Source organism: Vibrio sp. Vb1166, assembly GCF_033338695.1.
GTDB lineage: Bacteria > Pseudomonadota > Gammaproteobacteria > Enterobacterales > Vibrionaceae > Vibrio > Vibrio alginolyticus.
Window position 1 is genome coordinate 78,305 of record NZ_JAWOTE010000016.1, and the last position, 21,149, is coordinate 99,453.

The following is a 21,149-nucleotide window of genomic DNA, read 5'->3' on the forward strand; positions in this document are numbered from 1 at the left end:
CTGAGAATTAACCAATCTATGGACCGCGGGAATAGAAAATGAAAAAATTGCTTCCACTATTTATCAGTGCAGCGCTAGGTAGCATGAGTACGTCTGCGTTCGCAGACTCTTTGGCTGAAATCTACGACTTGGCAAAACAAAATGATCCACAATTGCTCAGTGTAGCAGCACAACGTGACCAAGCTTTCGAAGCAATCACCTCAAGCCGTAGTGCTCTATTACCACAAATTAACCTTACTGCGGGTTACAATTTAACTCGTGGTGACAACGATTATAACGATGGCGCTCTGGGCAAATCATCGAATGATCAAGATGCTCTAACTGCTGGGGTAAGTTTCTCACAAACTCTATACAATCGCGCATCTTGGATCTCTCTAGATACTGCTGAGAAAAGCGCTCGCCAAGCAGACGCGACTTACGCAGCGACGCAACAGGCACTGATCCTTCGCGTGTCACAAGCATATTTTGAAGTTCTACGCGCGCAAGATAATCTTGTTTTCGTACGAGCAGAAAAAGCCGCAGTGGGTCGTCAATTAGAGCAAACTAAACAGCGTTTTGAAGTAGGTTTGTCTGCAATCACTGACGTGCATGACGCACAAGCTCAGTACGACCAAGTGCTAGCGGACGAAGTGTTGGCAGAAAACGCGCTAACTAATAGCTACGAGTCACTGCGTGAAATTACAGGCCAAGAGCACAAAGATCTCAACATTTTGGATACTGGCCGCTTCACCGCTAGCCCATCGACCGTACCAGCTGAATCACTCATTGATGAAGCAAAAACCAAAAACCTGACCTTGCTATCTTCACGTATTCTTCAAGACATCGCGCGTGACAATATTTCACTAGCAAGCTCTGGCCACTTACCAACGCTCTCTCTAGATGGTGGTTACAATTACGGAGATTACTCAGGAACGGACAACACATTCAATAGTGGCCTAAACCGCAATGCCAATAGTGACCGTACTAGTGACAACTTCAATATCGGTGTGAACCTTGCTGTACCGCTATATACAGGTGGTAACGTAACCTCTCAAACCAAACAAGCTGAATACGCATACGTGGCAGCAAGCGAAGATCTTGAAGCACAGTACCGTAGCGTAGTCAAAGATGTTCGCGCACAAAACAACAACATTAACGCCTCTATCGGCGCATTACGTGCGTATGAGCAAGCGGTTATTTCTGCACGCTCTGCACTAGAAGCAACAGAAGCTGGCTTTGATGTAGGTACTCGTACTATCGTTGATGTACTGGACGCGACTCGTCGTCTATACGATGCGAACAAAAACCTATCGAACGCTCGTTACGACTACATTTTAAGTGTTCTTCAGCTACGCCAAGCAGTTGGTACGCTAAGCGAACAAGACATCTTAGACGTTGATGCAGGTTTGAAAGCGGCAAAATAACCGCGAATTGAATACTTCAGGTCTTAATAAATAAAAACGCCAGTTGAGTTATCAGCTGGCGTTTTTTATTACTTGTAGTTCAGAGCCTAAAAGTGTCTCTTAGCATCAAGTATCATAAAGGCCGCACTTAGCGACCTTTATGAGCAAATAGCATTTCAATGCTAACAAACAGCAGGCTTAGCCCTTACCGCCTTTGATTGCATTAATGATTTCACTGGTCGAGCAGCCATCTTCAAAGTTCAATACACGAACTTCACCACCCGCCGCAATGACTTCTTTACCACCAGCAATATCTTCTGGTTTGTAGTCACCGCCTTTTACTAGCAAGCTTGGTAGAACTTCTGAGATCAAACGCTGCGGCGTATCTTCACTAAATGGTACAACCCAATCCACAGCGCCCAAACCTGCCAACACCGCCATGCGGCGATCGGTTGGGTTTACCGGACGACCAGGGCCTTTAAGGCGTTTTACTGACTCATCGGTATTTACCGCAACGATTAGGCGATCGCCCAGTTCAGCAGCATGGTTTAAGTAAGACACATGGCCAGCGTGTAGAATATCAAAGCAGCCATTTGTCATAACGACTTTCTCGCCACGAGCACGTGCTTTTTTCACCGCTTCGATCAGTGCTTTTTCTGAAATAACACCGTAATCCGTGTCTTGGCTGCCATGTACCGCTTCAGCTAATTCAATCTCAGAAAGCGTTGACGTGCCTAGTTTACCAACTACAACACCTGCCGCTGCGTTTGCTAGTGCACACGCTTCTTCAAATGATTTGCCTGCGGCAACAGACGCTGCCAATACAGAGATAACCGTGTCGCCCGCACCTGTCACGTCGTACACTTCTTTCGCTTGAGTTGGAAGGTGGAACGGTTCCTGACCACGACGAATCAAGGTCATTCCGTTTTCGCTGCGTGTCACCAAAAGCGCTTCAAATTCAAACTCTTCAACCAAAGCCAGTGCTTTCTCTACTAGCTCTTGGTCAGATTTCACTTTACCTACAACGTCTTCGAACTCTTTCATGTTTGGCGTAAGAAGTGTTGCGCCACGGTAGCGTTCAAAATCCGCACCTTTCGGGTCAATGAAAACCGGAATATTTGCTGCGCGCGCTTTTTGAATGTATGCCTGAACATGCTCTAACGAGCCTTTTGCATAGTCAGACATAATCACGGCTTTAACGTTTGGCAGTGCGGCATCCATTCGAGATAACACTGGCGCAGAATCTGTGTTTTCAAACTTGTCTTCGAAGTCGAGACGAATAAGCTGTTGTCCACGGCTCATTACACGAAGCTTCGTAATCGTTGGGTAATCAGGCAGTGCAACGAAATCGCACTTCACATTGAGTGAGCTCAGCGTCTCCGTCAGCACTTTTGCAGGCTCATCTTCCCCAGTTAGACCAACAATGTGAGCATGGCCACCTAGTGATGCGATGTTCATCGCAACGTTCGCAGCACCACCAGGACGCTCTTCATTGTTTTCTACTTTTACAACAGGAACCGGCGCTTCAGGAGAAATGCGCCCGGTTGGGCCATACCAGTAACGATCTAGCATGACATCACCGATGATGAGCACACCAGCGCTGTTGTAATCAGGTAGAATTGGTTTCATTGTTGGTCTCCAAAAATTAAATCGAAGTGAGTTTATCACAGCCCTTATCGAGGCTAAATATATGGTCTTAACTGAACCACTGATTCCAAGCCTGTTTTACCCACTCCCTTTCGGCAACAAACTTGTCTTCCACCACATCAGCGTCTAAATTGAGTAGATTTCGTCGGTGTATTTCGTTGCGCATTGTCGTGTAAGCACGTATCAACTGCATTGCTTGGTCTTCGTCCATGACATTTTGCGCAATGAGCGTTTCAAAGATGCGCACATTATCACACCAACGCGTCAATTTCGGCTTATCGTGACTATAGTTGAGCACTAGGTACTGAGCGAGAAATTCGATATCGGTAATCCCACCCACATCTTGCTTGAGCATAAAGCGGCCTGGCTTTTTCCCCCCAAGATGACCGCGCATTTTTTCTCTCATTTCGACAACGTCTTTTTTCAGTTCAGCTTGATCGCGTGCTTTGCACAACACATCATGCCGCGTATTGTGAAATGCGATCGCCAGTGGTTCATCACCATAAATCATGCGCGCGCGGACAAGTGCTTGATGCTCCCATGTCCACGCGTCTTGATGTTGATAGTCGTCGAACGCGTCCGTTGGGCTAACCAACAAACCCGATGCACCGGACGGACGCAATCGGGTATCGACCTCGTATAAAATACCGGAAGCGGTGCGAGTGGAGAAAATATGAATGATACGCTGTGCTAAACGAAGGTAGAACTGACGACCATCAATCTCTTTTTTGCCGTCAGTGTAGACATTGACTGGGCAGTCATGCATGAAGACAATATCCAAGTCGGAGTTATAGCCGAGCTCCCACCCTCCGACTTTACCATAGCCAATTACAGCAAAGCCTTTGCCTTCACGATCTTTCACATGCGTTGGCTCGCCATACTTTTCAGATACTTGCAACCAAGCCTGACAGATCACCGCATCCACGATAGCTTCCGCTAAATAAGTTAAATGGTCACTCACTTTCATCACTGGCAATGCGCCAGCAATATCTGCCGCTGCAATACGCAAAATACAAATTTGCTTAAACTGACGCAACGCTTCCATTTGCTGTTCCATATCATCTTCAGGAATACGCGCCAAATAATCACGCAGCTCTGTACGGTAACTGTCTAATGGAATGGGATTGTACAGCTGCGCAGGGTCGATTAACTCATCAAGCAAGATAGGATAACGAGACAGCTGCTCTGAAATCATTGGGCTTGCGGTACACAAACGTACGAGCTGCACCAGAGCCGCTGGATGCTCATCCAATAATTCCAAGTAAGTTGTGCGAGTGCAGATGTTGTGTAGCAAATGAAGTACACGAGATAAACCAAACTGTGCATCAGGATGGGCAAAGACCGCATCAAACACTTTCGGCATCAAACGATTGAGCACTTCGCGTCCACGTGGGCCTAACGTTTTTTTGGCCAGATCGGTTTTAAAGTTGATGATGGTTTTCGCGCATGAAGCAAAGTCTTCAATCTGAATATCTTGCAGCAGGATATGCTCAAGAACGTCTTGTTTGTCGGCCATATCCCATAGCTCATGAAAATGACGAGCAACGGTAGTCCCCTCGTCTTCTTCATCATCACCAATTAGTGATTCAAAAACTTGGTGAACATTTGCCATATGCTGCTGGGTTTGCTCAATTAATTGCTCCCAACAGCTCATTTTCATCGCGGTGGCGAGCTTTAAGCGTTCGGTTTCGCAATCAGGCAGCGTCTGGGTTTGCTTATCCGCCATTGCTTGCAACAAGTTTTCTAATTGACGCAAGTACTTGTATGCGGCTTCTAGATCGCTGACTTCTTGTGGAGTAAGCAATGCCAGCTCTTCAATGCCTTGCAGCGTTTCCAACAGCCCTCGATTACGCAAAGAAGGCTCTCGACCACCTCGAATTAATTGAAAAACTTGAGCGATAAATTCAATTTCTCGGATGCCACCCGCACCTAGCTTAATGTTGTTATTCAACCCTCGGCGGCGAACCTCGCTACTGATCATCGACTTCATTCGTCGCAAAGATTGAATCGCACTGAAATCAATATAACGACGAAAAACAAAAGGGCGCAGCATTTGGCGTAGCTCTTGATACTGCGGGTACATCTCACATCCCATCACCCGAGCTTTGATCATCGCGTAGCGTTCCCAATCTCGCCCCTGTTCTTGGTAATAATCTTCAAGTGCGGCATAGCTCATTACCAAGGGGCCACTTTCTCCAAATGGGCGAAGTCGCATGTCGACGCGGTAGCAAAAACCATCGAAGGTTTGTTGGTCGAGCGCTTTGATGATGCGTTGACCAAGACGAGTAAAGAACTGGGCATTGGCAATGCTTCGGCGTGCGCCTTGGGTTTCGCCATTCTCTGGGTACGTGAAAATTAGATCAATATCGGAAGAAAAGTTTAGCTCGCCACCACCCAGTTTCCCCATGCCGATAATTAACATCGGCTGCACTTCACCGTCCTCACTTGTTGGCGTGCCCCACTCCTGACAACACACTTGATATTGCCATTGATAGGTTTCAAAAATCATCGCTTCTGCCAACTCAGATAAGTGGCTTAAAGACGTCTCTAGAGACCATGCATGCGTGAAATCCTTCCACGCAATGTACACCATTTCTCGATTGCGAAACTGACGCAATACGCGATGACCAGACATCTCATCAGGACATTGTTCCAACAGTTCAGCAAGGCGTGAGCGGTAAGACTCCTGACGACTTGGCTGCGCTAACATACTTGGCAACTCACGGGCTAGGACTTCATCGCGATGAATGGCTTCAGTTATAAACTGGCTTAAGCCCGCCACATAACGAAATTGCTGCGCAACCTCATCGGGCCAAAGGGGAAAATAACCTGCGTCTTGGGCGTTTTGTACGGCAGATTCAGCGATAGAAATCAGTGGCGAAGGCAGCTGCATTTTTCTTCCTTGTTTGAAAAGCACGGTAACTCATTCTTTATACCAGACTGAAAGCAAATAAAAACGCCCACAAAAGGTTTGTGGGCGTTTTATCAAAAGTTCGGGATCGAATATTAAACTTGGAAAGATTTGATCTTCTTGTCTAGCTCACCTGCATTATTTTGCATCATTTCAGAGGTTTCTAGCAGCTCGGTAACAACAACAACTGAGGCTTCAACCAACTCACGTACATTGGTGAGGTTTTGGCTCATCTCTTCTGCAACACTGCTTTGCTGACCAGACGCCGTCGCGATCTGGAAGTTCATGTCATTGATTTGCGTCACTTGCCCAACAATACCATCGAGCTCAGATCCAGCATTAGAAACCAGCTCGTTTCCATCTGCCGCTTCTACAACGCTTTTTTCCATGAGTTCTACCGCAGATTCAGCACTGGTTTGCAGCTGTGCGATCATCTCTTGAATTTCTACCGTCGCTTGTTGTGTACGTTGGGCAAGGTTACGAACTTCATCTGCAACCACAGCAAAACCCCGCCCAGCCTCGCCAGCTCGCGCCGCTTCAATCGCCGCATTCAGTGCAAGCAGGTTGGTTTGTTCAGAAATGCCTTGAATCGTCCCTACAACGCTACCAATGGCTTCAACACGTTCTTCAACTTGGTTAACCGCTTGTGCCGATGAAGCGATATCCGACGAAAGTTCACTCATTTTCGCCATTGTACTTTGCAAGAACTGCTGACCAGAAATTGCTTGTGCGGAAGCTTGCTCTGTTAGAGAAGATGCCGTCTGGGCATGTTCCGCAACCGTTTGGACCGTCGACGACATTTCACTCATCGCCGTAGCAAGTTGATCAATTTCGTTAAACTCTTCTTGCGCCGATTCCTTCGTTTCCGACATGCTCAGCGTCATGACTTCGGTGAGCGTTGATAATTCATCAGACGCATTAATTTGCATTTGAATCACATCGTGCAATTGTCGACGTGTCTTTTCTAATTCACGTGCCACGTCTCCGTATTCATCTTTACAATCCATACCAAATGGAACAGAGAGGTTCTTGCTCGCCATCAGTTTGATCGCGTCGCTCAGATACTGTGTTTGACGCAACATCACTCTAGCCGCCGCTAATAAGAGCACGACAAAAACCACTATCAATAAGGCGGTTTGCCAAGCAACTTGCGTTAAGTATGCTTCATAATGCTGTTGGGCAACTTGCGCGTTTTGTGTCGCCGCTAAAAGTGAGTCGTAAAAAGTGTTTGCGTCCCACAGTTGTTTTGCCACGATCTGGACAGTACTGAAGACCATCAACATGACCATTTTAGGCACCAGTCGAATGTCGGATATGACCCTTTCCCATGGCTTAAATGCCAGCTTTTCCATTGTCAGTTCTCCACCGAGTCTTATATAGTCTTTATCTATAATCTTTATATTACTTATAGTTATGTTCGCGCTTTGCGTGGTTACGCGATTTATTTTGAGCTTCGTATGAAAAACAATGATATCAAAGACAGCACACGACCGATGGGCCTGTTGTCACTAATATTGTCTTTTATGGCACTATTTGTGATCTCTGGCTTGTTGTTTTTCCCGATCGATCACGAAACCCGTCAAGTTCTTATCGGTCTGGATTTCATAATCTGTAGTATTTTCCTACTACAGCTCACCATTGATTTGATCCGGTCCACAGATCGCTGGTTATTCCTTAAACGTCATTGGATAGATTTCGTGGCGAGCATCCCATTGATAGAGCCCCTGCGCTTTGCTCGTATTTTTCATATTATGCGAGTGGTATTAGTACTGCGTTCGTCAAAGTTCATTTTGCATCAGCTCAAAGAAAACCGCCGCGAAACCACGGTCGCCTCTATACTGCTATTGATGGTTATCCTCATAACACTCGGTTCTAGTGCAATGCTGTTTATCGAAGCGAAAAACCCAGAAGCGAATATTCGTACTGGCGCCGATGCTTTGTGGTGGGTATTTGTAACAATCTCAACGGTTGGTTACGGCGATCATTATCCAGTGACCTCCATAGGAAAGTTTTTGGCTGTCATCATCATTGTTTGCGGGGTGGGTATCTTTGGTATGATCTCGGGTCTTATCACCTCTATCCTTACTGCCCCAACGAAACAACAGACGCACAGTTCAATCAATAAAGAACGTATGCTCGAGCAGCTCCTAAGCCAACAAGCGCAAATACTAGAACGACTCGATTTCATGGAAAAAGAGCTACAACAACGTAAAACAGAGACAAAAAAATAGGACCATGCGGTCCTATTTTTTTGTTCTTATCACCAGAACGATCATTCACGCCAATAAGGCTGAACTTCCACACTGATCGCTCGGGTTTGATCCATTGCATGCAAAATTGAGCGCTCTTGACGGTGCAACCAGCGTTCTAACTGCTCTTTTTCTGCGTCTTCCAGCATATCAACCAACGGGAGCAAGTGGTTCAGCATTAGCAGATCATCGATACCATGCACCAGATCCGCCCATGGTAAACGGAAGCTGTTACGCTCATCCGAGTTATACAAACTCGCGAAACCAATACCAGTATAGAGGTTACGCAATAAGCGATAACGCTGATCAACGTACTCTTGCGCCGTCAAATCGCGCTCTGCTGGGAAAGCTTCCATTAGCTCAGCCCAAGTGCGATCGAGCTGAGTAACTGAAAACGGCATGATGTTACTTGCCATTTTTTCACGTGCTTTTTCATCAAGAAATGGCTGCCAACCGCGCGCCAAGATCCAGCGGCTTAGATCCAGCAGTAACCCTGTGTAACGCGCGGAATTGAGCAACCCTAGCACTTCTTCACGGCTTGGCAACTCTTGTAACTGCTGAGTCAACTCAGATACTAAGAACTTACGCGCATCCAACTTGCGCAGCACATTGCCTTTGTCATCTAAAAGCTCTTCAAGGTGTGCATGCTCATCCAACCAACTCAGTTCTTCTTCCAACCATTTAAGCTCTTGGCGCAGAATCGCGCTCGCGCGACGAGGGACAATCCCGCCAAAAATAGTCAATGTTTGACGAATGAAACGAATGGCATTATTGATTTCACGCAGTGCTTCCACGCTGTCACGCTCAGCATAAATTTGCTCGTGATAATGCCAATGAGACAAAGCGTGCTCTAAAGAGTTGATCAAGCAAAATTCAACGGTATCCGTCGGACTACTGTCCACAAGTGCCAATGATTTTACTTCATCACCCGCATAACCACTTGCAAGTCGATAACCTTTCGCCGCTTTGCTCAAGTTACCCAAGCGCATACCGCCTTGCTCGCAAAAGCTGCGTGCCAGCGTGAATAAAGCTTCGGTTTGGCCTGACTTAAGTTCCAGTTCAACTTCGCAAATCGGCTCTTGCTTCTCTTCTTCGTCTTCACCTTTGGCTACAACTAAGCCTTGGTCAAAGGCAACTTCAATCTGACTGCCATCGGGCATGCCAATCAGCCATTGTTCACGTGTGAAGTTGGTCGAGAATAATGGCATAAGCTCGGATTGCAGCGTTTCTGCATCTTTACCTGGAGGCCAAATATCTAGAGGATGAAGCGACAGATTAGGCTCGTCGCTAGTGTGCTCAGCATTGTATTCTGGTCTTTGATGTAAGCCTGCGACGACGCGTCCTGCTGTCTTTACGGTTTGGACGAATACATCATCAAAACGGCGAATTCTTAAACCAATGTCGTGCTTTCGAAGCCATTTATCGGCAGTATCAAAATAGGTGTTACCCAAGTCACGACAACTATGCTGAAGTACTTTTGTCTCAGAAATTTTTTCTTTTAAAGTTTCTGAAAATTCAGGAGAAACAAAAAACTTCAGTTCTATTTCGGTTTCCATAGCTATACCTTTCAAAGCAGATAGAAACAGGATATTGCGTAATTTCTCACACGGCAAGAGAGAAATATCGCCGGAATGATGATCTAAAACAGTTTTAATGAGCGATTTAATGCGTTACCATGCGCGCCTTTATAGCCATCGTTCAACATTTCGCCAAGCACTCAGAAATGGTGTATGTTTTTTTAAGGTTATAGTTATTAGGTTGAATGACCATGCCAGTAAATACAATTATGGGGTTATTTGCAAAGTCCCCAATTAAGCCTTTGCAACGCCACGTTGTGTGTGTCAACGAATGTTGTTCACACTTGGTGAAATTCTTTGAAGTATCTTCAAAGGGTGATTGGGAAAAAGCAGCAGAAATCCGTGCACAAATTTCTCACCTAGAGAAAGAAGCGGATGTGCTGAAACGTGAAATCCGTCTAAAACTGCCTCGCGGTTTGTTCATGCCAGTCGACCGTACTGACATGCTTGAGCTTTTGACTCAACAGGACAAACTTGCAAACCTGGCAAAAGACATTGCTGGCCGTGTATATGGTCGTCAACTTGTCATCCCTGAGGCTCTCCAACCAAACTTCCTCGCTTACGTTCAACGTTGTCTTGATGCTGCCGATCAGGCGCAAAAGGTAATCAATGAACTTGATGAATTGCTAGAAACCGGCTTCAAAGGCCGTGAAGTGACGCTCGTCGCTGAAATGATTCATCAATTAGACGTTATCGAAGATGATACCGATGCCATGCAGATTGAACTTCGCCAGCAGTTGATGGTGATTGAAGCTGACATGAACCCTATCGATGTCATGTTCCTATACAAGATTCTTGAATGGGTAGGTGGTATTGCCGACCAAGCGCAGCGCGTAGGTGCTCGTTTGGAAGTCATGCTATCTCGATCTTAAAACATAAAGTTAACGACATAACGAAGAGCATAATTAACACGTGTCATAGGGACGATGACTATTTTCATCGTCTTATGGTTTGGCGCGCGTAAAATTTTGTTCCGCTTGTTATAAAACAACTAGGTATTACGATGGATATCCTTGCGAACTACGGCACTGTCCTGATTATTGTTGCAGCGATTTTTGGTTTCATGATGGCGATTGGTATTGGCGCGAACGACGTTGCTAATGCGATGGGTACATCTGTAGGTTCAAAAGCGCTAACTGTAAAACAAGCTATCATCATTGCGATGATCTTCGAATTTGCAGGTGCTTACCTTGCAGGCGGTGAAGTAACCGACACTATCCGTAAAGGTGTAATCGAAACTTCTTTATTTGCTAGTCAACCAGATGTTCTTGTCTACGGCATGATGTCTGCGCTTTTAGCAGCAGGTACATGGCTGCTTCTTGCTTCTTACATGGGCTGGCCAGTATCAACGACTCACTCAATCATCGGTGCAATCATTGGTTTTGCATGCGTATCAGTAGGTACTGAAGCGGTTGACTGGGGCAGCGTTCAAGGCATTGTTGGTAGCTGGATTATTACGCCAGTGATTTCAGGTTTCTTTGCTTACGTTATCTTTGTCAGCGCACAGCGCCTGATTTTTGATACTGAGAACCCTCTGTTTAACGCGAAACGTTTTGTACCTGTTTACATGTTCATCACAACAATGGTGATTGCACTTGTAACCATCAAAAAAGGTCTAAAACACGTTGGTCTTCACCTGACCAATGGTGAAGCCTGGATGTGGGCAGCAGCAGTTTCAGCACTTGTGATGATTGGCGGCTACGTATACATCCAGAAAAAATTCGCTAATCGCGAAGAAGACCGCAGCTTTTCTGGCGTGGAAGGTATCTTCAGCGTTCTGATGGTTATCACCGCTTGTGCGATGGCATTTGCACACGGTTCAAACGACGTTGCAAACGCCATTGGTCCACTGTCTGCTGTCGTATCGACTGTTGAACACATGGGCGAAATCAGCACGAAAAGCACCATCGCTTGGTGGATTCTACCTCTTGGTGGTATTGGTATCGTGGTCGGTCTTGCAACACTAGGTCACAAAGTAATGGCAACCGTTGGTACAGGCATCACTGAGCTAACGCCTAGCCGCGGTTTTGCAGCACAGCTAGCAACAGCATGTACGGTAGTTCTAGCGTCTGGTACAGGCCTGCCAATTTCAACCACTCAAACATTGGTTGGTGCGGTTCTCGGAGTTGGCTTTGCTCGTGGTATCGCAGCACTGAACCTAGGCGTAGTTCGTAACATCGTGGCATCATGGATCGTTACACTACCAGCGGGTGCGTTATTGGCCGTAGTATTCTTCTACGGACTTCAAGCGATGTTCGCTTAAGACACTCGTCAATAGAATGTAAGCGCTTTGTCATTATTGACTCAAACGCACAGAAAGGGAGGCTTTGCCTCCCTTCTTTGTTGCACCGAAGTTTGAAACTGCATACTATTCGTCTATTTCCGGCTCCAATCATTCGGTGCCAACGCTGTCTCCAAGAAAAATCGTTAAGGGATTTACTGTGAAAAAACTAATCATCACGGTTTTGTTTACTTTGCTAGCAGCGCCAGCGGCCCTAGCAGCAGACCGTTATATTTCTGATGACCTCTTCACTTTTATGCACTCAGGTCCAAATAACACCTACCGTATTATTGGTAGTGTTAACGCCGGTTCTAAAGTACAACTGATTAAAACCAACCGAGATACTGGCTACACGCAAGTTCGTGATGACCGTGGTCGCACTGGTTGGGTACAAAGCAAGTTTGTGACAAACCAAGAGAGCATGGCAATTCGCCTTCCTCGCATTGAGAAAGAGCTAGCCGAAGTAAAAGAGCAGCTTGCTAATGCTCGTCAAACTTCTGATGCAGAGAAAGCAGGTCTTGTTACCTCTCTCGAAACACGTAACCAACAAATTTCAGATCTAGAAAATAAATACTCTGAGATCAGTGATCAGCTTACTTCTGTTGAAACAGAAAACCGCGAGCTACGCGCAAAGCTGGATACACAAAAAGATGACATGCTGCTTAAGTACTTCACTTATGGCGGCGGTGTTGCAGGTTTAGGTTTACTATTTGGTTTGATTCTTCCGCATGTCATGCCTCGTAGAAAGCGCTCTCCTGCGGGTTGGGCATAAACCCTTACGCTTTTATCTTTAAAAAGAACGCAAAAGCCAGTCGATATTGACTGGCTTTTTAGTTTGCTTCGTTTGATAGAAGTGAGTACTACTCCCCCATTGAACTAGAGGCTCGACGACGATCCGTTGCGCCATAAAGCTTGCCATCTTTTAGCTCAATTGCATTCAAACCGCTTACCACTGGAATAACGTGCACTGGGTAGCCAAGCTCCATAAACTCAGGCACCAACATTTCTGCGAACGTTTTCTTTTCCACCAGCAAACCAGTCGGGTCATAAGACTTGGTGCGGTCTATCTTAGTGCCATACTGGATGTTTGGTAAGTCAATAGCCTCTTGCGCTGATAAATTCCAATCCAGCACCCCAACCACGGTTTTGAGTACATACCCCGGGATTTGTGAACTACCTGGTGACCCAACCACCAAACGCAAGTTATCATCACTGTCCATCACCATTAATGGCGTAATAGCCGAACGTGGACGCTTGCCCGCTTCAATTGAGTTTTGCGTAGGCTTGCCGTTAACCGTTGGCTGAGGTGAGAAGTTAGCCATCTGCGCATTCAAGATAACGCCATCGACCATCACACCCGAGCCCATACCCGTGCCAACGGTGCTGGTCATCGCAATTGCATTTCCATCTCTATCGACGATAGAAATATGCCCTGTATCTTTGCTCTCGAAGCCTTGATATTGCGCATACTGAGTTTGCGTTATCTGTCCTGCTTTTGGATCCTCTTTTAAAGTGCCATTATCAGGGATTAAATCACGTCTCTGATCTAGATAGGCTTTAGACAACAACTGTTCAACTGGCGTTTCCACATAATCCGGATCTCCGGCATACGCAATACGATCGGCTTTTGCAATTCGCATCGCTTCAGTCATGAGACGCCAAGGTTCCACATCCGTTTTCGCCATATGGGCAATGTCATAGGGTGCGAGCAGTTCAAGACTCTGAGCGACCATCACACCGCCCGAAGCTGGGTAACCAAAAGAGACGATTTTATTCCCACGGTAGTCGCTCTCAATGATGTCACGCTGCTTCACTTGGTAATGTTTAAAATCTTCTAAAGACAACTTCTCGTGTTGGTCATCAATACGACTATTAACCGTCTCTACGATGTGCTGACCAAGCTCACCACCATAAAGGTAACGATCGCCTTGTTGCGCGATCTTCCTCAGCGTCTCAGCCATCTTAGGGTTCTTCATCAAGGTTCCCGTCGGCTTAATATCGTCCCCTTGCCAATACAAGGCTTTCACTTCCGGATCTTGCTCAAGTCGGCTTTGCTCTCTTACTACGATGTCGTAGGTGTAGCTGTTCATCGCGTACCCATTGCTCGCCAATGTAATCGCCGGCTTAATCAGCTCTGCCCATGGCAACTTGCCATATTGTTCATGAGTGGTGTAAAGCAACCGCAATGTGCCCGGAACCGCAACAGAACGAGGGCCTAATATTTCGTTGCGACTGAGTACTTCCCCATTCTCAACAAACATTTCAGGGTTCGCGCTAGAGGGCGCTTCATCTCGACCATCAAGGGCCAGAAATTTTTTCTCGTCATGTTGATAAAACAGCGCGAAAGTCCCGCCGCCAATTCCGGTCATATCTGGCTCAACGACAGACATCACCATCTGCATCGCGACCATAGCATCAACAGCATTACCGCCTTCTTTCAATATTGAGTAACCGGTACTGCTCACGTAAGGATTCGTCGCACTGACCATGAAATCTTGCCCGCGACTATCTGGTGTAACTGGGAATGGGTCTGGCTTTGCTGCATAGCTTGTCGATGCAACAATGCTTAAAGAAAAAATCAGAATACGCATGTGTCTCTGTTTAGACTCCTATTATGTGATGGGGTCTAACGTGGACCAAGTCATTACTCCGAAGTTCGTGAAGATGGTGTCTTTTTACACAACGCTGACTGGAATCGCGCTATCAATAGATGAATGATATTGGTGCTATTTAAACGACTGAGGAAAGCTATATTTTGCTTGTTTGAGTATCTAGAAATCATCACCAGAATAGATGCAAAAGATGCTCTGAAAAATAAAAAGCCAGCGATATGATTTCGCTGGCTTGATGTGTTTCTACAAGAGTTACCCTTTCCACTCATACAACGCTGGTATACGAATTTGCTCACCTTGGAACTCAACAATCACAGCTTGCGGTTGTATTTCTCTTAGAGTGACCTGATCATCAACGACATCCCCCTGATGATACTCAACATTGTTAATTTTCACCCAACGGCGATTTTCATCACTAGCGTACATATGGGTTTGCAAATTAAGCGCAGGTAGACGCCCTTGCCACTGGTGAGCGTTGCGCTCTAAATCGTTCACGCGTGCCGTTTGTGATGACGAATTGTCATCATCTCGGGATAAGGCATTTTCGACCTTCCTAGCTAAATCTGGAGATAATGAGGATAAATCCAGATCATCCAAAGACAACCCGAGGTCCTCTTCAGCAGCAGAAGTCGTTTGGGTTGATGCTGAGTCGCGTGTTTCATCTCTGCTTGGTGTATGGCTCGTGTATTCATCGGGGGTGGTAAATGTACCAAAATCACGCGATAGCTCTGCACTTGGCCACTCTCTTGGCAATTGGGCCAACTGGGTGTTCTCTGGATAGTCTAATACTTTGAAAGGTGATACCACTTCGACCTTTTCTATCGGGGACGTTGTATCTACTTCAACACTCGGTGCAAAGAGATCTAAGTACCAAGCGACTCCGATAGCAGAAGCAGTGATTGGCAGCAAGAACAGACCTATATGTTTCACAGCTGACATTATGCGTCCTCCTTCTCTATTCTCGCCAGTTGAGGCGCATCTGGCTGAACATTTTGCTGAAGTCGGTCTAGCGTTCGCTTACCTGCAATACCATCGACACCAATTCCTTGCCAACGTTGAAATAACTCGACTCGCTCTTTCATCGCACCATCAAAAATAGACGTTTCAAGCAGTGGCTCACTCACCGCTTCTGCTAATAATCGGTCTAATACTTCAATCGCAGGGCCTTCCATGTCTAAACGTAATGTTTCATTCAGCGGAGCATGCCGCAGTTCGATAATATTGCCCTGCCACAACGGCTTTAGCCACGAAACTGGCAGACGCAGACGCTGCTTGCCATTGAGCACTTCAGCTTGGTCATTACCGACGGCATATAGAATGACATACCCAACATCACCTTGATAATTCAACTCCAAGATCACAGGGCGATTTTGTTGCATCAACAGCGGCCAAGTCGCCATTTTACGCTCACAACGCATAGTCGACTGCGGTTCTGACAAACAAAGATTATCGCGAACCGATGCTTGATACCCCCACAAACGATACAAATCATTTACAGCGAGGTTCGACTGTTTTTGTGTTAACAATAAATCACGCTGCTCATCCGTTAACTGTTGGCTTACGACGGTTGGTGTTGGCTCTACTCTTGGCTCCGTCACTTGTGTCAACACTGACGTCGCTTGAGCTGGCATATAATTCACGACCGCCCACCCCGTACTTAATGCAGCAATAAGGCCTACCGTGACAGAGCCCCAAGCAGGCCAACGGAAAGTCCGGCGCTCTTTTTTATCTTGCTGATAAATATCTGCCTGAAACTGCATCACCTCTTCACAGGCCTGCTGAACGGTTTGCTTATCCACCACCACATTACCCTGGTGATAACTAATGTTGAGGGATTTGTCACAGATAAGGTTGATGAGCCGCGGTATACCGTGACTGTATTTGGCTATAAGTTTACAAGAAGCACGATTAAACAGTTGCTGGTCGCCACCTGCTGTATGTAGTCGAAATGCGATGTAATCTTCTGTCTCTTTTTCATCCAACGGCAACAGGTGATAACGCCCGGTAATACGCTGGGCAAGTTGGCGTAGTTGTGTTGTTTGTAATAACCGCTGCAATTCAGGCTGCCCGACCAACAACACTTTGAGCAATTTTCTGGTATCGGTTTCCAAGTTGGTCAACAAGCGCAACTGCTCTAGAACGTCGGCAGCAAGGTGTTGAGCCTCATCAATGACCAGCAATGTCTGCCAGCCTGAACGATAATTACGCAGCAAATATTGATGGATAACCTGGTTTAGCTGTTTGAGGTTTGCATCTGGCGGATAGGTGATTTTGAACTCATCGCAAATGGCTTCGAGCAAGTCTCTACTCGAAAACGTGGGATTGAGGATAAGACCCGCTTTGGTGTTATCACCCAAATTCGCCAGCATCGCTTTTGCGACGGTCGTTTTGCCTGTACCTACTTCGCCAGTAAGCATAGCAAAGCCACCGCCATCGCCTAGCCCAGCTTGGAGATGTGTGATTGCCTCTTTGTGACGTTGGCTTAAATACAAATAACGTGAGTTTGGAACAATCGAAAATGGTTGTTCGACAAACCCAAAAAAGTCCTTATACATTAGGCTCTCCAGCTAAAAAACCACCTGGGAATAGTCAGACATGGTATAAACGCTCTTCTTCTATTCTTAGGAGTAAAGAAAAGTACCATTGCTTGCTACAATGTCCAACGGCATATCCATAAATTAAGAGGTAATTCGTGCAAGTTTATTTAGTAGGTGGCGCAGTTCGAGATAAATTGCTCGGAATTGATAGTTATGACAACGACTGGGTGGTCGTAGGCGCGACGCCCGAGATGATGCTGTCCCAAGGATACACCGCCGTTGGTAAAGACTTTCCTGTATTTCTGCATCCCAAAAGTAAAGAAGAATATGCCCTTGCACGAACAGAGAGAAAGTCAGGTTCTGGTTACACTGGTTTTGAATGTTTCTTCGATCAAAACGTCACCTTAGAAGAAGATTTGATACGTCGTGATTTAACCATTAACGCGATGGCAATGGAGAGTGATGGCACGATCCATGACCCATATGGTGGCCAGCAAGATCTCAACGATAAACTGCTACGCCATGTATCAGACGCCTTTATTGAAGACCCTCTACGCGTTTTACGTGTCGCTCGCTTCGCAGCGAAGCTTGCTGATCTAAACTTTACGGTTGCCGACGAAACCATGCGGTTAATGCGTCACATGGCAGAGTCCGGAGAGCTGAGCACACTGACTCCCGAGCGTGTTTGGCAAGAATGGCATAAATCTCTCTCTACTCCTCGCCCTGATATTTTCTTATCGGTTCTACGAGACTGTGGTGCATTAACCGTGGTGTTACCTGAAATTGATGCACTATTTGGCGTACCTCAACCTGAGAAGTGGCATCCAGAAATCGATACTGGCATCCATACTTTGATGGTGGCAGAGCAAGCCGCAAAATTGAGTAACTCACTCCCCGTCAGGTTTGCCGCCCAAGTGCATGACTTGGGTAAGGGCGTGACGCCAGAGAGCGAATGGCCAAGCCACAAAATGCATTGCCATACAGGATTAAAACTGATCAAAAAGCTGTGCGAACGTGTCCGGGTACCAAATGAGTTTCGTGATTTAGCCTTGATGGTGTGCGAACAGCACTCCAATATTCATCGCGCGGCTGAACTTAAACCACAAACCATAATTAAAATACTCAATAAACTTGATGTGTGGCGTAAGTCCGAACGTCTGCAAGATATCTTGCTTTGCTGCCAAGCGGATCACGCTGGTCGTAAAGGACTGGAAACGCAACCATATCCACAGGCGGATATTTTTAGGCAAGCCTACCAAGCAGCAGCGGCAGTTGACGTTCAAGCCATTATCAAAGAGGGCTTTAAAGGCCCTGCGATTCGTGACGAGCAAGAAAAACGACGTATTGAAGCAGTGAAAGCAGCACTTAAGAAGTAACGAACAAACAAAAACGCCCGCGGATTTCGCGGGCGTTTTTCGTTAACATCAATTATGCACTTAATAGAAAAGCGAACAAACCGACGCCCAAAATGAGACGGTAAATCACAAACGGTGTCATGCCCATTCGTGAAATCATCTTCAAGAAGAAGTGGATACAGATGTACGCACTGATAAACGATGTGATAATGCCAGTCATTAAGAAACCAACATGGACAGGTTCACCACTGGTCACTAACTTCATGCCTAAGTAGCTACCAGCTAATGTAATGATTGGGATCGACATTAAAAACGAAAATCGGGCAGCCGCTTCTCGAGTAAAGCCAAGGTAAAGCGCTGCTGTGATGGTCGCCCCTGAACGTGAAGTTCCAGGAATCATCGCTAAGGCTTGAGCAATACCGATAAATACAGCTTTCTTCCAACCCGCTTGGTATTCATCGGCAACGAGTTTAGCGTTTTTGTCTACCCACCATAGCAACAGGCCAAATACGATCGTAGTAGTCGCGATGACGTAAGCGCTACGTAGATACACTTCAATGATGTCTTTCATCAATAAGCCGAACACACAAGCTGGAATCGTCGCAATCACGATCATCCAAGCCAATTTAGCTTCTTTACTGCGATCTCCTTTAAAGATCGAAGCAAATAACGCTTGAAACAAAGTGATTACTTCATGACGAAAATAGATCACGACAGCCATTAATGTACCGACGTGAACAGCAACATCAAAGGCTAGACCTTGGTCTTCCCATCCTAAAATAGCGGAAGGCAGGATCAAATGGGCAGAGCTTGAAATAGGCAAAAACTCTGTCAGCCCCTGAATCAGAGCCAAAATAAAGGCTTCAAAATAACTCATGTAAACAACTCAAATTAAAAATGAAAGGAAACGGGTTTGAGCGAATCGACTGGCTGCATAGCATGCCAAATGTCTGCGACTGTGCGTCCATCGCCTGGGATCACTAATTGCGGTTCGAGATCATACAGCGGCTTTGTGACAAAAGGATATTTGTAGATATCACTGCGAGGTAGCTCAGGTTTTTTCTTGGAGACGCGCTCACCGAACAACACTATATCGAGATCCAGTGTTCGATCCTGATACTTTTGCGCGTTTTCTTCGCGTCCCCACTTAAATTCAATCTCGCGTAGTTGATGGCTCAACTCTTCTAATGACAACTCGGTACGCATTGCAACGACAAAGTTGTAGAAATTCTTGCTGCTAAAACCAATAGGTTCGCATTCATATATCGGTGATACGAGGAGATTTTCTCCAAGCCGTTGCAGCTCCTGATACGCAGCAAGCACATGTTGCTCTCTTTCTACGTTCGTCCCAACACCGATATAGGTGGTGATCATGCTCGGCCTCGCTCAATCACCACACCAACAGCACGTGCTTGCGGCACGGCGCCAGGCTTCGCTAGGCGGATTTTCACCCAAGGCACTGAGAAACGCAGCATGATAAGCTCTGCTACTTCTTCAGCCACGCGCTCGACCAGTAAGAAACGACCATTTTCAATGTGGTTAAGTACCGCCTCACTCACCTGCGAATAATCCAGTGCATCTTGCACATCATCACTTTTGCCCGCAGGTTTATTATCGTGTGCCATTTCAATATCTAGAACCAACTTTTGTTTGATTTGTTGCTCCCAGTCGTACACGCCAATTGTGGTGATTACTTCTAACTGTTCAATAAAAACTTTATCCAGAGCCATCTTATGTCCTTCTATTACAGAGGTCGGATACCCGTGAGGGGTAATTTGATCGTAGTATTCTATACCTAAGTAACATTTACTTTGGTCATCACAATGTTACTTAGGTATAAACTGCGAAAGCATCTTTATATACAAGAAATCACATAATGCAAGCTCTATCACAGTGAGGATTTCTGCATTATGTAAATTCGGGGTATGATAGCAACTACGCGGGAACCGAGCATTAAATTCCAATCCATCAAGGACTTCTATGGACGCACTGGCACTGATAATGACAATGGCCGCCTATTTATTAGGTTCGGTTTCCAGTGCGGTTTTGATCTGTCGACTCTTAAAACTGCCAGACCCACGCAGTGTGGGATCTAACAATCCTGGAGCAACGAACGTATTGCGTATTGGCGGACGAGGAGCCGCTGTTTCAGTCTTGTTGTGCGATATGCTCAAAGGCACTATCCCCGTGTGGGGCGGATACTTTCTTGGTATCGACCCTATCATTCTTGGCGTCATCGCCATTGCTGCCTGTCTTGGCCACATGTACCCCATCTTTTTCCACTTTAAAGGCGGAAAAGGTGTCGCAACCGCGCTTGGCGCTATCGCTCCGATTGGTTTGGACTTAACAGGATTGGTGATGTTAACTTGGCTGTCAGTAGCCGCGCTATTCCGCTATTCATCCTTAGCGGCTCTCGTCACGGTTTTGGTCACTCCGTTTTATACTTGGATGTTTAAACCGCAATACACGTTACCTGTTGCTATGCTGTGTTGCTTAATCGTATTTAAGCATCATCAAAATATTCGTCGGCTTTTGTCTGGCGACGAGCCAAAAATCGGCGAGAAGAAACTGACACAAAAAAACTCGGCTTAATGCCGA

17 protein-coding genes are annotated in these 21,149 nt (G+C 46.2%); 7 read left to right on the forward strand and 10 right to left on the reverse strand.

Going from position 1 to position 21,149, the window contains the following annotated elements; all coding sequences use genetic code 11:
• The first annotated feature begins 38 nt into the window (after positions 1–38).
• Positions 39–1,403, forward strand: a complete 1,365-nt coding sequence (gene tolC / locus R7E51_RS16190; RefSeq protein WP_017820248.1) for an outer membrane channel protein TolC — start codon at positions 39–41, stop codon at positions 1,401–1,403.
• 177 nt (positions 1,404–1,580) lie between these two features.
• On the opposite strand, the gene hldE is transcribed toward tolC, so the two are convergent.
• The 3 genes from hldE to R7E51_RS16205 form a co-directional block, all read right to left on the reverse strand.
• Positions 1,581–3,011 (reverse strand): bifunctional D-glycero-beta-D-manno-heptose-7-phosphate kinase/D-glycero-beta-D-manno-heptose 1-phosphate adenylyltransferase HldE, encoded by a 1,431-nt coding sequence (hldE, locus tag R7E51_RS16195; RefSeq protein WP_017820249.1) that lies wholly within the window; start codon positions 3,009–3,011, stop codon positions 1,581–1,583.
• Positions 3,012–3,078: 67 nt separating this feature from the next.
• On the reverse strand, positions 3,079–5,922 hold the full coding sequence (gene glnE / locus R7E51_RS16200) for a bifunctional [glutamate--ammonia ligase]-adenylyl-L-tyrosine phosphorylase/[glutamate--ammonia-ligase] adenylyltransferase (protein WP_206958038.1): 2,844 nt from the start codon (positions 5,920–5,922) through the stop codon (positions 3,079–3,081).
• Positions 5,923–6,035: 113 nt separating this feature from the next.
• Entirely contained in the window at positions 6,036–7,292 is a 1,257-nt protein-coding gene (locus R7E51_RS16205) for a methyl-accepting chemotaxis protein (RefSeq protein WP_206958036.1), read from the reverse strand.
• A gap of 105 nt (positions 7,293–7,397) precedes the next feature.
• Between R7E51_RS16205 and R7E51_RS16210 the strand changes: the two genes are divergently transcribed.
• A complete protein-coding gene (locus tag R7E51_RS16210; RefSeq protein ID WP_005387432.1) occupies positions 7,398–8,171 on the forward strand; it encodes a potassium channel family protein in 774 nt (257 codons plus the stop codon).
• A 41-nt stretch (positions 8,172–8,212) separates the two neighbouring features.
• Here the strand turns inward: R7E51_RS16210 and R7E51_RS16215 are convergent, their stop codons facing one another.
• The gene (locus R7E51_RS16215; RefSeq protein WP_104975843.1) at positions 8,213–9,745 is read right to left on the reverse strand and encodes a CYTH and CHAD domain-containing protein; all 1,533 of its coding nucleotides are present in this window, start codon (positions 9,743–9,745) and stop codon (positions 8,213–8,215) included.
• A 212-nt stretch (positions 9,746–9,957) separates the two neighbouring features.
• On the opposite strand from R7E51_RS16215, the gene R7E51_RS16220 reads away from it, so the two are divergent.
• The 3 genes from R7E51_RS16220 (at position 9,958) to R7E51_RS16230 (ending at position 12,819) form a co-directional block, all read left to right on the forward strand.
• Positions 9,958–10,638 carry a TIGR00153 family protein gene (locus R7E51_RS16220; RefSeq protein ID WP_005379896.1) on the forward strand — a complete coding sequence of 227 codons (681 nt, stop codon included), beginning with the start codon at positions 9,958–9,960 and terminating at the stop codon, positions 10,636–10,638.
• Positions 10,639–10,769: 131 nt separating this feature from the next.
• Positions 10,770–12,029 carry an inorganic phosphate transporter gene (locus R7E51_RS16225; protein ID WP_005379898.1) on the forward strand — a complete coding sequence of 420 codons (1,260 nt, stop codon included), beginning with the start codon at positions 10,770–10,772 and terminating at the stop codon, positions 12,027–12,029.
• A gap of 178 nt (positions 12,030–12,207) precedes the next feature.
• Entirely contained in the window at positions 12,208–12,819 is a 612-nt protein-coding gene (locus tag R7E51_RS16230) for a TIGR04211 family SH3 domain-containing protein (RefSeq protein ID WP_005379900.1), read from the forward strand.
• 88 nt (positions 12,820–12,907) lie between these two features.
• Here the strand turns inward: R7E51_RS16230 and ggt are convergent, their stop codons facing one another.
• The 3 genes from ggt to R7E51_RS16245 form a co-directional block, all read right to left on the reverse strand.
• Entirely contained in the window at positions 12,908–14,638 is a 1,731-nt protein-coding gene (gene ggt / locus R7E51_RS16235) for a gamma-glutamyltransferase (RefSeq protein WP_025768393.1), read from the reverse strand.
• Positions 14,639–14,911: 273 nt separating this feature from the next.
• Entirely contained in the window at positions 14,912–15,598 is a 687-nt protein-coding gene (locus R7E51_RS16240) for a general secretion pathway protein GspB (RefSeq protein WP_005379904.1), read from the reverse strand.
• On the reverse strand, positions 15,598–17,214 hold the full coding sequence (locus tag R7E51_RS16245; protein WP_025768392.1) for an ExeA family protein: 1,617 nt from the start codon (positions 17,212–17,214) through the stop codon (positions 15,598–15,600). Before R7E51_RS16245 ends, R7E51_RS16240 begins: the two co-directional genes overlap by 1 nt.
• Before the next feature lie 137 nt (positions 17,215–17,351).
• Between R7E51_RS16245 and R7E51_RS16250 the strand changes: the two genes are divergently transcribed.
• Positions 17,352–18,572, forward strand: coding sequence for a multifunctional CCA addition/repair protein (locus R7E51_RS16250; RefSeq protein WP_005379907.1), 1,221 nt, complete (start codon positions 17,352–17,354; stop codon positions 18,570–18,572).
• Between the two features lie 52 nt (positions 18,573–18,624).
• On the opposite strand, the gene R7E51_RS16255 is transcribed toward R7E51_RS16250, so the two are convergent.
• Genes R7E51_RS16255 through folB form a run of 3 tightly spaced genes read right to left on the reverse strand, consistent with a single transcriptional unit; the run spans position 18,625 to position 20,281 of the window.
• Complete coding sequence (locus R7E51_RS16255) at positions 18,625–19,428, reverse strand: undecaprenyl-diphosphate phosphatase (protein WP_005379908.1); 804 nt, start codon at positions 19,426–19,428, stop codon at positions 18,625–18,627.
• Between the two features lie 14 nt (positions 19,429–19,442).
• A complete protein-coding gene (folK, locus tag R7E51_RS16260; protein ID WP_005387457.1) occupies positions 19,443–19,925 on the reverse strand; it encodes a 2-amino-4-hydroxy-6-hydroxymethyldihydropteridine diphosphokinase in 483 nt (160 codons plus the stop codon).
• The gene (gene folB, locus R7E51_RS16265; protein WP_005379859.1) at positions 19,922–20,281 is read right to left on the reverse strand and encodes a bifunctional dihydroneopterin aldolase/7,8-dihydroneopterin epimerase; all 360 of its coding nucleotides are present in this window, start codon (positions 20,279–20,281) and stop codon (positions 19,922–19,924) included. Before folB ends, folK begins: the two co-directional genes overlap by 4 nt.
• A 250-nt stretch (positions 20,282–20,531) precedes the next feature.
• Between folB and plsY the strand changes: the two genes are divergently transcribed.
• A complete protein-coding gene (plsY, locus tag R7E51_RS16270) occupies positions 20,532–21,143 on the forward strand; it encodes a glycerol-3-phosphate 1-O-acyltransferase PlsY (protein WP_005379857.1) in 612 nt (203 codons plus the stop codon).
• The last annotated feature ends 6 nt before the right edge of the window (positions 21,144–21,149 follow it).

Excerpts from the sequence above, each read along its gene's own strand:
- tolC (WP_017820248.1), top strand. The coding sequence starts at position 39 with ATGAAAAAATTGCTTCCACTATTTATCAGTGCAGCGCTAGGTAGCATG.
- hldE (WP_017820249.1), bottom strand. The coding sequence starts at position 3,011 with ATGAAACCAATTCTACCTGATTACAACAGCGCTGGTGTGCTCATCATC.
- glnE (WP_206958038.1), bottom strand. The coding sequence starts at position 5,922 with ATGCAGCTGCCTTCGCCACTGATTTCTATCGCTGAATCTGCCGTACAA.
- R7E51_RS16205 (WP_206958036.1), bottom strand. The coding sequence starts at position 7,292 with ATGGAAAAGCTGGCATTTAAGCCATGGGAAAGGGTCATATCCGACATT.
- R7E51_RS16210 (WP_005387432.1), top strand. The coding sequence starts at position 7,398 with ATGAAAAACAATGATATCAAAGACAGCACACGACCGATGGGCCTGTTG.
- R7E51_RS16215 (WP_104975843.1), bottom strand. The coding sequence starts at position 9,745 with ATGGAAACCGAAATAGAACTGAAGTTTTTTGTTTCTCCTGAATTTTCA.
- R7E51_RS16220 (WP_005379896.1), top strand. The coding sequence starts at position 9,958 with ATGCCAGTAAATACAATTATGGGGTTATTTGCAAAGTCCCCAATTAAG.
- R7E51_RS16225 (WP_005379898.1), top strand. The coding sequence starts at position 10,770 with ATGGATATCCTTGCGAACTACGGCACTGTCCTGATTATTGTTGCAGCG.
- ggt (WP_025768393.1), bottom strand. The coding sequence starts at position 14,638 with ATGCGTATTCTGATTTTTTCTTTAAGCATTGTTGCATCGACAAGCTAT.
- R7E51_RS16240 (WP_005379904.1), bottom strand. The coding sequence starts at position 15,598 with ATGTCAGCTGTGAAACATATAGGTCTGTTCTTGCTGCCAATCACTGCT.
- R7E51_RS16245 (WP_025768392.1), bottom strand. The coding sequence starts at position 17,214 with ATGTATAAGGACTTTTTTGGGTTTGTCGAACAACCATTTTCGATTGTT.
- R7E51_RS16255 (WP_005379908.1), bottom strand. The coding sequence starts at position 19,428 with ATGAGTTATTTTGAAGCCTTTATTTTGGCTCTGATTCAGGGGCTGACA.
- folK (WP_005387457.1), bottom strand. The coding sequence starts at position 19,925 with ATGATCACCACCTATATCGGTGTTGGGACGAACGTAGAAAGAGAGCAA.
- folB (WP_005379859.1), bottom strand. The coding sequence starts at position 20,281 with ATGGCTCTGGATAAAGTTTTTATTGAACAGTTAGAAGTAATCACCACA.
- plsY (WP_005379857.1), top strand. The coding sequence starts at position 20,532 with ATGGACGCACTGGCACTGATAATGACAATGGCCGCCTATTTATTAGGT.